The sequence below is a fragment of the Pseudomonas fluorescens genome, assembly GCF_902498065.1.
GTDB classification, from domain to species: Bacteria; Pseudomonadota; Gammaproteobacteria; order Pseudomonadales; family Pseudomonadaceae; genus Aquipseudomonas; species Aquipseudomonas fluorescens_BJ.
In genome coordinates, this window is the sequence record NZ_CABVIR010000003.1 from 125,741 (window position 1) to 140,877 (window position 15,137).

General features: G+C 60.8%; 14 protein-coding genes. 3 read left to right on the forward strand and 11 right to left on the reverse strand.

The window, feature by feature from the left end; all coding sequences use genetic code 11:
* Window positions 1–82 precede the first annotated feature (82 nt).
* The 11 genes from tssH to tssA form a co-directional block, all read right to left on the reverse strand.
* Complete coding sequence (gene tssH, locus F8N43_RS13295) at window positions 83–2,761, reverse strand: type VI secretion system ATPase TssH (RefSeq protein WP_150638188.1); 2,679 nt, start codon at window positions 2,759–2,761, stop codon at window positions 83–85.
* Window positions 2,754–3,806, reverse strand: a complete 1,053-nt coding sequence (tssG, locus tag F8N43_RS13300) for a type VI secretion system baseplate subunit TssG (protein WP_150653901.1) — start codon at window positions 3,804–3,806, stop codon at window positions 2,754–2,756. The genes tssH and tssG overlap by 8 nt, the downstream gene beginning before the upstream one ends.
* Window positions 3,770–5,629 carry a type VI secretion system baseplate subunit TssF gene (gene tssF, locus F8N43_RS13305; RefSeq protein ID WP_150638183.1) on the reverse strand — a complete coding sequence of 620 codons (1,860 nt, stop codon included), beginning with the start codon at window positions 5,627–5,629 and terminating at the stop codon, window positions 3,770–3,772. Before tssF ends, tssG begins: the two co-directional genes overlap by 37 nt.
* A complete protein-coding gene (tssE, locus tag F8N43_RS13310; RefSeq protein ID WP_150634606.1) occupies window positions 5,626–6,138 on the reverse strand; it encodes a type VI secretion system baseplate subunit TssE in 513 nt (170 codons plus the stop codon). The genes tssF and tssE overlap by 4 nt, the downstream gene beginning before the upstream one ends.
* Window positions 6,132–6,629, reverse strand: a complete 498-nt coding sequence (locus F8N43_RS13315) for a hypothetical protein (RefSeq protein WP_224787829.1) — start codon at window positions 6,627–6,629, stop codon at window positions 6,132–6,134. Before F8N43_RS13315 ends, tssE begins: the two co-directional genes overlap by 7 nt.
* A gap of 10 nt (window positions 6,630–6,639) precedes the next feature.
* Window positions 6,640–7,080 carry a hypothetical protein gene (locus F8N43_RS13320; protein WP_150634605.1) on the reverse strand — a complete coding sequence of 147 codons (441 nt, stop codon included), beginning with the start codon at window positions 7,078–7,080 and terminating at the stop codon, window positions 6,640–6,642.
* Window positions 7,077–7,535, reverse strand: coding sequence for a type VI secretion system amidase effector protein Tae4 (locus F8N43_RS13325; RefSeq protein WP_150634604.1), 459 nt, complete (start codon window positions 7,533–7,535; stop codon window positions 7,077–7,079). Before F8N43_RS13325 ends, F8N43_RS13320 begins: the two co-directional genes overlap by 4 nt.
* An 80-nt stretch (window positions 7,536–7,615) precedes the next feature.
* Window positions 7,616–8,104 (reverse strand): Hcp family type VI secretion system effector, encoded by a 489-nt coding sequence (locus tag F8N43_RS13330; protein WP_150634603.1) that lies wholly within the window; start codon window positions 8,102–8,104, stop codon window positions 7,616–7,618.
* A 163-nt stretch (window positions 8,105–8,267) separates the two neighbouring features.
* A complete protein-coding gene (tssC, locus tag F8N43_RS13335; RefSeq protein WP_150634602.1) occupies window positions 8,268–9,761 on the reverse strand; it encodes a type VI secretion system contractile sheath large subunit in 1,494 nt (497 codons plus the stop codon).
* A gap of 15 nt (window positions 9,762–9,776) precedes the next feature.
* On the reverse strand, window positions 9,777–10,286 hold the full coding sequence (gene tssB / locus F8N43_RS13340) for a type VI secretion system contractile sheath small subunit (RefSeq protein ID WP_150634601.1): 510 nt from the start codon (window positions 10,284–10,286) through the stop codon (window positions 9,777–9,779).
* A gap of 80 nt (window positions 10,287–10,366) precedes the next feature.
* Window positions 10,367–11,392 carry a type VI secretion system protein TssA gene (tssA, locus tag F8N43_RS13345; RefSeq protein WP_150653902.1) on the reverse strand — a complete coding sequence of 342 codons (1,026 nt, stop codon included), beginning with the start codon at window positions 11,390–11,392 and terminating at the stop codon, window positions 10,367–10,369.
* 404 nt (window positions 11,393–11,796) lie between these two features.
* On the opposite strand from tssA, the gene tagH reads away from it, so the two are divergent.
* The 3 genes from tagH to tssK all read left to right on the forward strand — a co-directional run bounded on the left by tagH (window position 11,797) and on the right by tssK (window position 15,132).
* Window positions 11,797–13,203, forward strand: coding sequence for a type VI secretion system-associated FHA domain protein TagH (gene tagH, locus F8N43_RS13350; RefSeq protein WP_150653903.1), 1,407 nt, complete (start codon window positions 11,797–11,799; stop codon window positions 13,201–13,203).
* A 72-nt stretch (window positions 13,204–13,275) separates the two neighbouring features.
* Window positions 13,276–13,782, forward strand: coding sequence for a type VI secretion system lipoprotein TssJ (gene tssJ / locus F8N43_RS13355; protein WP_150634598.1), 507 nt, complete (start codon window positions 13,276–13,278; stop codon window positions 13,780–13,782).
* A gap of 15 nt (window positions 13,783–13,797) precedes the next feature.
* Entirely contained in the window at window positions 13,798–15,132 is a 1,335-nt protein-coding gene (tssK, locus tag F8N43_RS13360; RefSeq protein ID WP_150634597.1) for a type VI secretion system baseplate subunit TssK, read from the forward strand.
* Window positions 15,133–15,137: the final 5 nt, after the last annotated feature.

The following is a 15,137-nucleotide window of genomic DNA, read 5'->3' on the forward strand; positions in this document are numbered from 1 at the left end:
GGCTGACATCCAACATCGATGCTGGATGTCATGGCCTCATCGCGAGCGGGCTCGCTCCCACATTGACCGTGTTCCAGGACGGTCAGGCGGCGTCGCTGAAGTCGTAGTGCAATTCGTTATCCCGGGCGCTGATCCGCACGCCTGCCAGCGCTTTGCCTTCGAGCATGCGGGTGAGGAACTCGCGGCTCATGTCCGGCAGCAGACTGTTGGTCAGGATGGTGTCGATCATCCGTCCACCGCTTTCGGTTTCGGTGCAGCGGGAGACGATCAGGTCGATCACCGCGTCGTCGTAATCGAACGCCACTTTATGGGTGTTCTCCACGCGCTTCTTGATGCGGTTGAGTTGCAGGCGGGTAATGGCCTTGAGCATCTCGTCGCTGAGCGGGTAGTACGGAATGGTCACCAGGCGGCCCAGCAATGCCGGCGGAAAAATCTCCAGCAGCGGCTGGCGCAGGGCCTTGGCGATCTCTTCGGGTTCGGGCACGTTTTGCGGGTCTTTGCAGACCTGGGCAATCAACTCGGTGCCCGCGTTGGTGGTCAGCAGGATCAAGGTGTTCTTGAAGTCGATCACCCGGCCTTCGCCGTCCTCCATCACACCTTTGTCGAAGACCTGGAAGAAGATCTCATGCACGTCCGGGTGGGCTTTTTCCACCTCGTCCAGCAGTACGACGCTGTAGGGTTTGCGCCGCACGGCTTCGGTCAGCACACCGCCTTCGCCATAGCCGATGTAACCCGGTGGCGCGCCCTTGAGGGTGGACACGGTGTGGGCTTCCTGGAATTCGCTCATGTTGATGGTGATGACGTTCTGCTCACCGCCGTACATGGCTTCGGCCAGGGCCAGGGCGGTTTCGGTCTTGCCCACGCCGGAGGTGCCCGCGAGCATGAACACGCCAATCGGCTTGCTCGGGTTGTCGAGGCCGGCGCGGGAGGTCTGGATGCGCTTGGCGATCATCTGCAAGGCGTGGTCCTGGCCGATGATGCGTTTCTTCAGGTGCTGGTCGAGGTTGAGCACGGTTTCCAATTCGTTGCGAGCCATGCGGCCCACCGGAATACCGGTCCAGTCGGCGACCACCGAGGCCACGGCCTGGTAATCGACCGTTGGCAGAATCAGCGGGGTTTCGCCTTGCAGGGCACTGAGGCGCTGTTGCAGGTCCGACAGTTTCTCGCGCAGGGCGTGGCTGTCTTCACTGCCAACGTCGCTGTCTACCACACCGACGCTTTCACGCAGGATGGCGCGGGTGGCGAGCAGTTCGTCCACCAGGGTTTTTTCTTCGGCCCAGCGGCTTTCGAGTTCGGCCAGGCGTTCGCGCTCGGCGGCCAGCAGGTTTTCGCTGTTGCTCTGGCGGGCGCCGATGACGATACCGATGGCGTGCTCGCGGGCGATGATTTGCAGTTCGGTTTCCAACGCCTCGATGCGGCGACGACTGTCGTCCACTTCGGCCGGCACGGCGTGCAGGCTGATGGCGACCCGGGCGCAAGCGGTGTCCAGCAGGCTCACGGATTTGTCCGGCAACTGGCGTGCCGGAATGTAGCGATGGGACAGCTTGACCGAGGCTTCCAGGGCTTCGTCAAGGATCTGCACTTTATGGTGTTTCTCCATGGTCGAGGCCACGCCGCGCATCATCAGCAGCGCCTTGTCTTCGGACGGCTCGGCGACTTGCACCACCTGGAAGCGACGGGTCAGGGCCGGGTCTTTCTCGATATGCTTCTTGTACTCGGCCCATGTCGTGGCGGCCACGGTGCGCAGGGTACCCCGGGCCAAGGCCGGTTTAAGCAGGTTGGCCGCGTCCCCGGTGCCGGCGGCGCCACCGGCACCTACCAGCGTGTGGGCTTCGTCGATAAACAGGATGATCGGTTTTGGCGAGGCCTGGACGTCCTCGATGACCTGGCGCAGGCGCTGTTCGAATTCCCCTTTCATGCTCGCGCCGGCCTGCAACAGGCCGACATCGAGGCTGCGTAATTCCACATCCTTGAGCGCTGGCGGCACGTCACCGGCGACGATGCGCAGGGCAAAACCTTCGACCACGGCGGTTTTACCGACGCCGGCTTCACCGGTCAGAATCGGGTTGTTTTGCCGACGGCGCATGAGGATGTCCACCAGTTGGCGGATCTCTTCGTCACGGCCAACAATCGGGTCAAGCTTGCCGCTACGGGCCTGCTCGGTGAGGTCGACGGTAAAACGCTTGAGCGCTTCCTGCTTGCCCATGGCGCTTGGGGCCATGGCGCCGCTGGCTTCACCCGGTACGCTGCCTGCGTTGAAACCATCGCTGGCGCTGAGCGCATTTTCCGGTGAGTCACCGACGTATTCGTCGAAACGTTCGCTCAGGGCCTCGACCTTGATCTTGTCAAACTCTGCCGACAGTCCGAGTAGCCCGTGGCGCAGGCTCGGCGTCTTGAGGATGCCCAGCACCAGGTAACCGGTACGCACCTGGCTTTCGCCGAACATCAGGCTACCGTAGACCCAGCCACGCTCCACGGCTTCCTCCACATGGGAGGACAAGTCAGTGATTGAAGTCGAGCCCCGTGGCAAACGGTCCAGGGCTTCGGTCAGGTCCCGGGCCAGGCGTGCCGGCTCGATATTGAACTGGCGGATAATGCGGTGCAGGTCCGAGTCCTGCAGTTGCAGCAACTGATGAAACCAGTGGACCAGTTCCACATAAGGGTTACCGCGCAGCTTGCAGAACACGGTGGCGGCTTCGATGGCTTTGTAGGCCACGCTGTTGAGTTTGCCGAACAACGCGGCGCGACTGATTTCACCCATGCTCATGGCTCCTTGAGGTCTGTGAGGTGTTGGCCTGCTCGGCGTAATGCCTGGCCAGTATTAAATCCTTGGCATCTGTTTCGGGCCGGCCCAGCCAGGTATTGAACCCCAGGCGGAAGCGACCATTGAGTTGCAGCGCCGGTACTTCTGGCTGTTCCAGGATCAGGTTCAAGTCCCAGTCCAGTTCATGGCCCAGGTATTCGGCGACCCAGGCCACCAGCTCGTTGAAGGGTTGGCTGCCGGGCAACATGCCCATGTAGTTATCCAGCTTGAGTGGCCCGAGGCGAATGCGGAATTTGTGCTGGCGATCCCAGACATAACGACCCAGGCAAAAATCCATGCCCAATTGATGGGCGCTGACACCCACGCGGCTGCGTTCCGGCAGCTCCATCCATTGGCCGACGTACTCTTCGATCTCCACTGGCAGGCCGAAGTACTCGCTGAGAATGGCCTTCAAACCGTCCGGGTAGCGGGTTTGTGCCGACAGATGGCCGCTGTAGTGCAACTTCGCCGTGTCGGGGATCAGCCCTTGTTTGAGCAGGCTCGGCATGCCCCGGCCGCTCAGTGCTGCCAGGCGTGCCGACCAGTAGTCATCGTCCGGGCGGTCATGGCTGACCGTCGGCCGTGCTTCGGCCCAGGCCCGATAAAACAGGCTCAGCAGGCGGTGATGGAACACATCCAGGAAGCGTTTGCTGGTGCTGTCGGCGTTGTTGCGCTGGCGTTCGCGCACATATTCGGTGATGTGCAGCGGCAACGGGCCGTTGGGGCCGCCGAGGCCGAAAAAGAACTGCTCCAGACGCGCCGGTGAACCGTCGACACCCGGCTGAACCGACGCCAGGGTCGCCGGGGCGAAGGTGCAATCGGCCTGTTGCCCAAGGCGCAGCGGATCATCGGCCAGGCGCAACGAATGGCCCAGGCGCGGCAGTTCAGGCGATTCGCACTCGATACGCCGCAATGCCTGGAAGAAGTCGTATTCCCAGGGCTCCTGGTGCATCGCGTCCAGGGTACTCACAGGGTCGGACGGCGTCCGGGTTTGGCTTTCCATCGCATGATCTCGCCGCGTTCGGTGGTACGGATCACCGTCTCGGTAAAACTGTTGATCGACACGTAGCGTGCCAGGAAGCGCTCGAACACTGCACCGAGCAAGAAAACCCCAGTACCGCGAAACGCGTTTTCATCGAATTCCAGGGTGATCTCCAGGCCACGACCAAACACGATCGGGCCCGGCATTGGCAGGCGTCGTGTGCAGGCCTTGCTGCTGACTTCGCGCAGGCCTTCGATCTGCAATTGCAACGCCGCATCGTTGCTGTCGCCATACAGGCGCAGCAGTTCGCGCAGTGCGGCGGCGCCCTGGCCTTGTTCGCTGAGGGACAAGTAGTTCAGCGAAAGCTGGCTGATCAACCGCCAGGCCTTGGCGTCGTGGGCATGGCTGGCGCGTGGGCGGCTCGGGCCTGCCACGCAGCGCACCGCCGCTACAGGTGCGCTGTCGGCCAGGGTGAAGTCGGTCTTGCTGTTGCCCACGCTCATGAACAGCGGCAGGTCGCGGTTGGTGCACAACGCTGTTACGCCCAGTTGGCGCAGGTCGTGGCGATAAGGCGCCTGTTGGCCGTCCACCAGGCTGACGAAGGTTTCGCTGCCGATGTAAGTCGAGCGCGGGCCGTTGCGTCGCTGGCCGCTGGACAGTACGCGGGGTTCGCGCCGCACCGTGTACCAGGCCTGATCGCGACCGTAGCGAGACGGATCGCGTACCGCATAGAACGGCAAAAAAGGCTGCTCCGACCCGGTGCCATGACCGGTGAGAGTGGTCAGGGAATGAATCTCGAAATCCATCGGCCGGGTACGGTCGGCGATCACATGGTGTTCATTGACCCGTTCCGACAAGTGGATGCGATCCAGGCGCTTGGGAAACAAGTTGATTGCCGGAGTACAGAACGGCAGGAACTGTGCGGCACCGACACTGCCTTCCAGGCTCGGATCGTGACGGTCGAACAGCACGATCAATTCCAGTTCCTGGCCGTCGCAGCGTTTGACCGCACGGCTCAATTGGGTGAAGTCGACAAACAGAAACCGCTGGGGCAGGGCGAAGTATTCCTGCAACAGGCGATAGCCCTGGAAGGCCCGCGAGACTACGGGCAGCGCGGCGTCGGTATCGTCCAATCCCTGGGAGCGCAGTGCGTCCTGCGGCAGGCGTTCCACCCAATCGCTGCCGGGCTGCCGGGCGAACACGGCGCAGGCGTTGCCCAGCAGTTGTTCGTAGAGGCGGAAGGGCTGCTCGTCTGCGCCGCTGAGGTACAGCGGCAGGTTCTCCAGGGCCAGGCTGTTGAATGGCAGTTCGGCACCGGTGCGCAGGGTCAGACGCAGACCGGCCTTGGCCTTGGGTTCGCTGGCGGCCAGGCGCCCGAGCACGGCGGACGGGTTGCCGAAGTACTCGGCCTGGCTGACCTGCAACGGCCACAACGTCACTGCATGGGCGGTGCGGTACTCGCAGCAGGTTTGGCTTTCGCGGCCCAGGGCGGCGCGCAGGACCATGTCCCGGGGCAGCGGGAAGCCGCTGCTCAGCGAACCCTCATCGGGGTCGGCCTGCAACTGCACCACGGTCATCGACGGTGTCGGCGCCAGGTAATGGGGGTAAGCGATTTCCAGCAGGTTGTGAGTGAAGGTCGGGTATTCGGCGTCGAGCTTGAGCTGGACCCGCGCCGTCAGATAGGCGAACCCTTCCAGCAAGCGCTCCACGTAAGGGTCGGCGCAGTCCATACCGGACAACGTCAGCCGACTGGCGATTTTCGGGTATTCCTGGGCGAACTCCGCGGCGCTTTCGCGAACGTGGTGCAATTCCTGGTTGTACAGTTCCAGCAGGCGGGGGTTCATGAGCGTCTCCGCTGTTCGGCGTTGACCACCCGCACATGACCGGATTCCAGGTCCAGGTCGGTTTGCAACATCAGGCGCAGTGGCACTGGCTGGGCCCAGAGATCGCCTTCGATCTCGAAACTCAGGGCGTTGTGGTTCATCTCGGCGGATGCCCGGGCCCGCACGCGCAAGGTGTTACGCAGAATCCGCGGTTCGAATGTGGCGATGGCCTGGTGGATCAACGCTTCAAGCGCCGCGATATCGACATTCGAGGCACTGTTGCCGGCCAGGGCTGGCAGCCCGAAATTGATGACCGAAGTGCCGGCCGGGGTGTGCAACGTCGCATCGGCGCTGAGCAATGAAGTGGTGTTGAGCAACCACGCCAGGTCCCGCAGCACCGAGGCTTTCAGTTGGGTCAGAGAGAGCACGCGCTTGTCGGCGCTTTCCTTGAGGTTGCTCGGGTCGTCGTCGGTCAACCGGTCCAGCAGGGACGGTTGCAGGCGATCGCGGGTGGCGATTTCGGTTACCACGAGAAATGCGCCACGAAATTTTTCTGGTCCATGACGCCGGTCATGCAGCCAGCACTATGAGCGACTTTCGACACTTCCATGGGTTGGTCTTTGATTTGGCGGATTGCCTGATACCGAGCGTCACAATCATGGCTCGGAGCGGGTTCGGGCGTGGAGTGCTCCACGATAATGATTTGGGCGTTGTTGAAGATTTCGACCCGTGGCTGACCTTTTCGGTCGACACTCAGAAAACAAGGCCACGGCATGTCTGGTTTCAAGAGGCTTTGGTCCTGTTTGCGCAAGGCGCATTGCTGATCGTGGTTTTCCAGGGTCAGTGTTTGTCCGGCAAAAATGACTTGATTGCTGGGTGCCGCGAGTTGCTTTTGTTCGGCCCAGGCATTGGCGCTCAACAGGAGGCCGCTAGAGAGCAGAATCAACAGGGTTCGCTTAGTCATTTCAACCCTCAAAGCCAACCTGTCATGAGTGATACGCAAAGTCGTGGGCGAATGCATGTGAAGTCGCTTACCAAGTGAAAAGCGCTGTGTAGTCTTTCTGATCGCCTGCACCGCGCAAGCAACTGGCACTGGGTGCGACGATCGAAGGTTCGAGCTGGCCGTTGATTTGACGAATGGCGCGGTACTCGGACCGGCATTCACGACTGTTCGCTGGGTCAACGTTCACATGCAGCACGATCACGATCGGTACGTTGTTGAAGGATTCGACGTGAGGTTTGCCCTGTCGGTCGACAGCAAATTGGCAAGGCCATGGCATTTCGAGGGGCAGCACGCTCTGATCCGGTTTACGCAACACGCATTGCTGCTGATCGTTCTCCAGCATCAATCGTTGTCCGCCCAAGATGACGACTTGATCCACGGAAGCTGGAGTAGTTTCCTGGCTGGCACACGCCCACAGGCTCGGCAACACGCAGCACAATGCCGCCAGGTTTCGGCTGGATTTGATCATGTGAGCTCCCAGAACCAGATGGCTCTGGATTGGTAGGTAAGGTCGCTGTAACGGCCGATGGTAAAACCGCGATTCCAAAGGTCGATATGGTCGCCCGTGCGATTTTCTGCAGCTTCCCCAGGCTGCCGGAAACAGTCCTTGAAGAAGATGAGCCCGGTCTTGTCTTTCAACTTGCGGCGTTCTTCGGCACTTCCACCGAGAATCAGTGGCCGCCCCAGATGATGCTTCCATAACCAGTTCGCCAGCGACTCGGCTCCCCTGGCATGTTCATGCGCACATTTGGGTTCGATATAGGTAGATTTGTTGATCTTGATGGTCCGCTCCGCATTGAGCGTCATGCTCATACGGATAGCGCACTGGTTTGCCCACGGACCGTCGCAAGGCTTTGCGTCAGGATGAGTAACCAGCAGATCGGAATACGCTTTCCACAAATTAATAAACGAAGGCTTGGCCATGACTCAGATACCGAAAAGGGGATGGTCGAAATTCGAGCAAGCACCAAAACCCCCGGCGCGCGGCGCCAGGGGGCTTCGCATCAACGCTTGGTGTTGGAACGGATATTCCAGCCGAACTTGATCGGGCCGCCGTCCTTGGTGCCGTCGGCTTTCTGCGGCTGGTAGTCGACCATCACCTGGGCAAAGTTCAGGGTGACGTTTTCGGTCAGGCGATCATCGCTACCCGAGCCGCCGGTGCTCAGGGAAGTGATCAGCACTTCTTCCAGGTTGATGATCATGTACTCGACCTGGCTTTCGCCGCCGGCCTTGCGCACGGTCAGCTTGACCTTGTCGATGTGCTTGCCGCTGGCGCAGTGCATCATCAGGTTCGGTGTGGCCTTGTCGACGTATTTGGTCAGCGACAGGTCCTGGATATTCACCTTGCCGGCACCGCCGCCGCTGCCCACGTGCATGTTGCCGGACTGAGCCATGCCCCAGCTCCAGTTCAAGACGTCGATTTCGTCCTTGTGGGCCTTGTCCATGGACTCGCCCTTGATGTCGCCGATCTTGATGAAAATATCAACAGCCATGTTTTCTCCCTGTGTGGTCTCTACCACATTGTTTGGTTAACGCCGACCTTGCGAAATCTGTTCTGCTGAAGGGGGTTCAAGGTGATCTCCAACCAAATGAAGACCCCAGTGGGAGCGAGCAGGCTCGCTCCCACATTTTTACCGTGTACCGTTCAGCAGGTTTTTATGCGCCTTTGGCCGAAGGCAGCTTGGATACCAGGCGCAGCGACACGGTCAGACCTTCGAGCTGATAGTGCGGGCGCAGGTAGAACCTGGAGTTGTAGTACCCCGGGTTGCCTTCCACGTCCTCGACGATCACTTCGGCCGCAGCCAATGGGTGCTGGGCCTTGGTGGTTTCGGTGGAGTGCGCCGGATCACCGTCGACGTAGTTGAGAATCCAGTCCTGCAACCAACGCTGCATTTCGTCCTTCTCTTTGAAGGAGCCGATCTTGTCGCGCACGATGCACTTCAAGTAATGAGCGAAACGGCAGGTGGCGAACAGGTACGGCAGGCGCGCGGCCAGGTTCGCGTTGGCGGTGGCGTCCGGGTCGTCGTACTCGGCCGGTTTCTGCAACGACTGGGCGCCGATGAACGCGGCGAAGTCGGTGTTTTTCTTGTGCAGCAGCGGCATGAAACCGTTCTTCGCCAGTTCCGCTTCACGGCGGTCCGAAATGGCGATTTCGGTCGGGCACTTCATGTCCACGCCACCATCGTCGGTCGGGAAGGTGTGCGCCGGCAGGTTTTCCACTTCACCGCCAGACTCCACGCCACGAATGCGCGAGCACCAGCCGAAGTGCTTGAACGAGCGGTTGATGTTCACCGCCATTGCATAAGCTGCGTTGGCCCACGTGTATTTGGAGCTGTCGGCACCGTCGGTGCTTTCTTCGAAGGCGAAGGCCTCCACCGGATCGGTCTTGGCGCCATATGGCAGACGCGCAAGGAAGCGCGGCATGGTCAGGCCGATGTAGCGCGAGTCTTCCGATTCACGCAGCGAGCGCCAGCCGGCGTATTCCGGGGTGGTGAAGATTTTGGTCAGATCGCGCGGGTTCGACAGTTCCTGCCACGAGCCCATGCCCATCACGGTCGGCGAGGCGGCTGCGATGAATGGGGCGTGCATGGCGGCGCAGACTTTCGACAACTCGCCCAGCAACTCGACATCCGGCGGCGACTGGTCGAAGTAGTAATCGCCCACGAGGCAACCGTAAGGTTCGCCGCCGAACTGGCCGTATTCTTCCTCGTACATCTTCTTGAAGATCGGGCTCTGGTCCCACGCGGTGCCCTTGAATTTCTTCAGGGTCTTGTGCAGATCGGTCTTGGAGATGTTGAGCACGCGGATCTTGAGCTGCTCGTCGCTCTCGGTGTTGTTGACCAGGTAATGCAGGCCACGCCAGGCGCTTTCCAGTTGCTGGAAGTCGGGGTGGTGAATGACCTGATTGACCTGAGCGGTGAGCTTGGCGTCGATGGCGGCAATGATCGACTCGATCGACTTGATCGCGTCGTTGGACACCAGGTCGGTCTGCGCCAGGGCCTGTTCGGCCAGGGTGCGCACGGCGGTCTCGACGGCTTCGCGGGCACGGTCGGTCTTGGGTTTGAATTCTTGCAGCAGCAGGGAGGCGAACTCGCTGGCTTCTTCGGTGGTGCTCAGTGTCTGAGCGTCTGCACGTACTGAATCGGTCATGATCATTCGTCCTGATTAAGCCTGAGGCTCGGCTGGCTTCGGCGCACTGGCAAGCGCCTGGAGCAGCGCCGGATCCTTGATGGCCTTCATGATGATTTCTTCGGCGCCAATCTTGCCGTCCATGTAAGTCAGCAGGTTGGCGAGCTGGGTGCGTGCTTCGAGCAGCTTGTTCAGCGAGTCGACCTTGCGCGCCACGGCGGCAGGGCTGAAGTCGTCCATGCTTTCAAAGGTGATGTCCAGGCTCAGGTTGCCTTCGCCGGTCAGCTCGTTGGGCACGTGGAACGCGACGCGTGGCTGCATGGCCTTGAGACGCGAGTCGAAGTTGTCGACATCCACTTCGAGGAACTTGCGATCGGCCACAGGCGCCAGCGGCTCGGCGGGCTTGCCGGCGAGGTCTGCCATGACGCCCATGACGAAAGGCAACTGGACCTTTTTCTCGGCGCCGTAGAGCTCGACGTCGTACTCGATCTGCACTCGAGGCGCGCGGTTGCGCGCGATGAATTTCTGAGAACTTTGCTTCGCCACGTTGCTGCTCCTGGTCGCTTAAGCGACGGTGTTGGCGTCACCGATGGGACCGGTGACGTGACTGCGTGATCCGTTCGCTTTTATTCGCTGTCTGGTCCGCGCAGATTTTCAAATTGACTCATGCCGTCGGGAATCAGATTGCGCACGATGGCCGCAAAGTCGGCGTGCACCAGATTCTTCGCCCGGTTCAACAGCACCGGCAGCGGGCTGGAAGGCTCATGACGGGTGTAGTACGCAAGAATCCGGTCCAGGCTGCGCAGCACGTCGTCGCGGTTGTTGATCTCGCCAGTGCCGGTACTGCGCGGTGCGCTCGGTGCGGTGGCGTATTCAACCGGCGCGGCGCTGTCGTCGTCGAGGGTATCGGGCAGGGGGCTGTCGCCGCTCTGGGGGGCGAACTGGCCGAGGATCTGCAAGGCCATCTTGAGCGGTTGCTTCAATGGACCAAGGTCAACGCCCTGGGCGGAACCGATTTGTTCGCTGACCTGTTGCTCGATGGCCTCGGCGACGCTGCGAGCCTCGTGCAAAGCAGCGCGGGTGATTTCCAACTGTTCGGGATCGCTGTCGAGGAACGCCCCGGCGAGCTGCTCGGCGCCGAGGTTTTCGTCAGGGAAGCTTTGCAGGCCGCTGGCGTTGGCGGCGGCGCGCAGGCTGACAGGGCCAAAGGTACGCGAGCGGGCCAGGATGCTTTCGCGCAGCAGGCGAATGGTGACATCGGACGTCAGGCCGGCGAGGGCATTGATGCGCACGGTGGGGTCGTTGTCGTCTTCGGCATCGAGGCGCGGATGCAGGTCGGCCCAGTATTGCTTGAGCAACTCGCTGATCAGTGTCAGGACGCGGGCCAGACCGGTGACGCCTTCGAGGGCAAGGGAGCTTTGCAAAAGGAAATGGGTGATACGCAGGTCTTTGCTGCGTTGCAACATCTCCAGGCTTCGCTGCTGGATGCTGCGCCATTCAGGAGGTTCGGCAGGCAATATCGAATCGCCCATGCTGCGCTCGGGCTTGCCTAGGGAATCGCGTTCCAGGTGCAAAAAATCCGCGTCATATTCCAGATCTTCGCCACAAGGCGAAGTCGCGGAAACGGCGGCGAGCAACAAAGGCACTTCCACTGAATTTGATCTCCATATCGCCCGCTCGAGAGTCGGGCAGTTCACATGTTAGTTCCAGGTGGAACTTCACATGTTTCCTTGCGTGTAATGGCCCTTTAGATGCTTGGTGATCTTAAAGTGCCATCATGTATATTCAAGAAGTTGTGCATTTTTGGTGTAGTACTTATGGCTTGTCAAGGTAAGCTATTTCCTCTGTGTGACAGATGTGAGGTGCTTAACAACCCGCGCGACCGATAGGTCGAGGTAGGCACTGATGCAGGTTTTTTGTCACGTAAGCCGGTTAAGATCAGCAATCATGCTGGTAAAAAGGCCGTTTTCCAGGTTGTTTGCAAGGGTTGTCGGCGAGTAGCACGGGCGTAGAGCCCTCACTCGCCCGCGCGCAAAGTGTTTAGCAAGGAGGCAAGATGTCGCTGTGTTTGACTATCACTAGTTATCACAAAATTACCCCTGGTCAGTGCTCTGAAAAATCTATGAATCAGGGAGTGATGGCGATTGGCCGTAATTCTGATAATGACTGGATATTGCCCGACCCTGAGCGTTTGGTTTCCGGCAAACATTGCGTTATTCAATACAAAGATGGCCGCTATTACTTAACCGATAACAGCACTAATGGTGTGGAATTGGTTAAGGCCGGTATTCGTTTGCGCAAGGGAAACAGCGAGCCATTGCAAGATGGCGAAGTTATTCGCATCGGTGATTACGAAATCCAGGCGCGCATCGATTTCAGTCTGCCGGTGACTGACAGCAACCCTTTCGCCGATTCGTCCAACAGCTTCGAGGCCCTGATGGGGCGTCAGGGCGCCTTCGCGACTACTCCGACGTCGTTGCCCATGACACCACCTGCGCATTTTCAGGGCGTATCGGCCATGGACACGATGCCGGACCTGTTCGACTTTCTGGCACCGACCACCGTCCCGCCGGCCACCCAGCCCGACCATGTCCCGGCCGAGCAGCACGACTTCCGCCCACCGACCCCGATTACCCACCCAACGCCTGTGATCGAGACTGCGCCGCTGACGTCAACGCCGGTGATTCCGGAAGATTGGGACCTGTTCAGCGACAAGCCTGCGCCGGTGACGGTTGCCCCCTTGCCTGTTGCAGAGGTCGCGCCGCCCCCCCTGCCTCAAGTCAGCGCACCGATCGAGCCAGCACCCTTGCGCGAACCGCCCGCGGCCATCGTCGAGAGCCCGGTCAATCCGGTCAGCCCGGCCAATAATTCTCAACCCGACCTGTTGCAAGCCTTCCTGCGTGGAGCCGGGCTGGATCAGTTGCGCCTGGACAAGGCCCAGGCCGAAGCGCAGATGGAAAGCATCGGCCGCAGTTATCGGCTGATGGTCGAAGGCCTGATCGATGTCTTGCGCGCCCGCAGCAGTCTCAAGGGCGAGTTCCGCATTCAGCAGACGATGATTCAACCGGTGGAAAACAACCCGCTGAAATTCGCTCCCAATGTCGATGAAGCATTGCTGTTGCTGTTGCGCCACAGCAATCAGGCGTTCATGGCGCCGGACCTGGCGGTGCGCGACAGCTTCGATGACTTGCGTGCCCACCAATTGGCAGTGATGGCCGGTGTGGAAGCAGCCATCAAGCACCTGCTGGCGCGCTTCGAGCCGGCGCAACTGGAAGAGCGCATGGGCAAGCCCGGTGGCCTGTCGAGCATTTTCAATGGCTCGCGACAGGCCCAGTACTGGCAACAGTTCACCGAGCTCTACAGCAATATTTCCCGTGAGGCCCAAGAGGATTTCCAAGACCTGTTCGGTCGGGAGTTCAGCCGCGCCTACGAAGAACACAGTACGAGGCAGCGTCGCGGCTGAGCGCCGCCTTACAACGCCATTCATAGCAAAAAACGGAACAACGGATAGCTGAAACGTCATTGAGGACGCAGGATGATTCCCAGGTTTTTATTCGCAGTTGCCACCGCGCTTCTGCTGGCCGCGTGCGCAAAGGATACGGTCAAACCCGAGGCCGCTGAGGCCGAGGCCGACACCGCCGCCGTCGAGTTGCACTTCCACGCCATCGCCGGCCTCAACCCCGGCACCACCGGCCAACCGGCCCCGGTCCGGGTGCGCATTTTCGAACTGAAAAATGCTGCCACCTTCGGCCGTTCCGATTATTTCGCCCTGGCCGAACGGGCCCAGGCAACGCTCGGCGCAGATCTGATCGACCAGGACGAAGTGCTGGTCCAGCCCGGCCAGCAATTGAGCCTGCAACGCGACCTCGACCCGGCCACCCGCCACATCGGTGTGCTGGTGGGGTATCGCGAACTGGATCAGGCGCAGTGGCGCACGGTGATGAATGTCCCGCCGCGCCAGTACACCGAATACCAGATCAGCCTCGATGTGCGCGCCGTGCGCAGCGCCATCGTGGTTCCCCCATCCAGCCCTGCCCAATAAGCAATCGGAGCTCCCATGTCCTGGAACAATCGCGTGGTCTGGTCAGAAGGCATGTTCATTGGAACGCAGCATTTCCAACAGCATGACCGTTACCTTGAAAACCTCATCGATGCCCGTAGCCGCCCGTTGTCGGCCGGCGCCTGGGGTTTTTCCGAATTGCTGATCGATCAGGGCCTGTTGGCCCAGGGCAAACTGGCCATCATCTCGGCGCGGGGCCTGTTGCCGGACGGCACGCCATTTAACATTCCCCAGGATGACCTGGCGCCGAGCCCGCTGAATGTCGACGACAACCTGCGCGATGGTTTGGTGTACCTGGCCTTGCCGCTCAAGCGCGCCGGTGCCCGGGACACCGTTGATGACGGCGAAACCCTGGGCGCTGCGCGCTACGTGAGCCAGGTGCGCGAAGTACGGGACGACAACGCGCCGTTCGAAAACCGTGCGCCGGTGGCCGTGGGTTCGAGGGCGCTGCGATTGTTGATAGCCGAAGATGGCATCAGCGACTACGCCGCCATCGGCCTGGTGCGAATCAAGGAGAAACGCGCCGACCGCGCCCTGGTGCTCGACGACACTTACGTTCCGCCCTTGCTGGATGTGTCCGCCTCCAAACCGCTGGCCGCGTTTCGCAGCGAACTGCTGGGCCTGTTGCACCAACGAGGCGAAGCCCTCGCCGGGCGGGTGGTGGCGTCCGGTGCCGGCGGTGCCTCGGAAATTGCCGACTTCATGCTGCTGCAACTGGTCAACCGCGCTCAGCCGTTGATCCAGCACTTGAGCCAGTTGAGTCCGTTGCACCCCGAGCGGTTCTACAGCGAACTGGTGAGCCTGGCCGGTGAGTTCTCGACCTTTACCGCTTCCGGGAGGCGACCGCAGGAATACCCGCAGTACCAGCACGATAACCTGGCGCTGAGTTTTGCGCCGGTGGTGCAAGCCTTGCGTGAAGCGCTCTCGATGTTGATCGACAGCAAGGCCACGCCGATTCCGATTGTCGAAAAAGCCTACGGCGTCCATGTCGCGATGTTGGCCGACAAGACCCTGCTCGACAGCGCCAGCTTCATCCTGGTGGTGCGCGCCGACGTGCCCGCCGAAACCCTGCGCGGCCACTTCGGCCAACAGAGCAAAGTCGGCTCGGTGGAGCACATCCGCAATCTGGTTAACCTGCAATTGCCGGGCATCGGCCTACTGCCGCTGCCGGTGGCACCACGGCAACTTCCTTACCACGCCGGCTCCACCTATTACGAATTGGACCGGGGCAGCGAGCATTGGCAGCAACTGGCCAACTCCGGCGGTTTTGCGTTCCACATCGCGGGGCAGTTCCCGGGGTTGAACCTGGCGTTCTGGGCGATCCGAGGATAAACCGC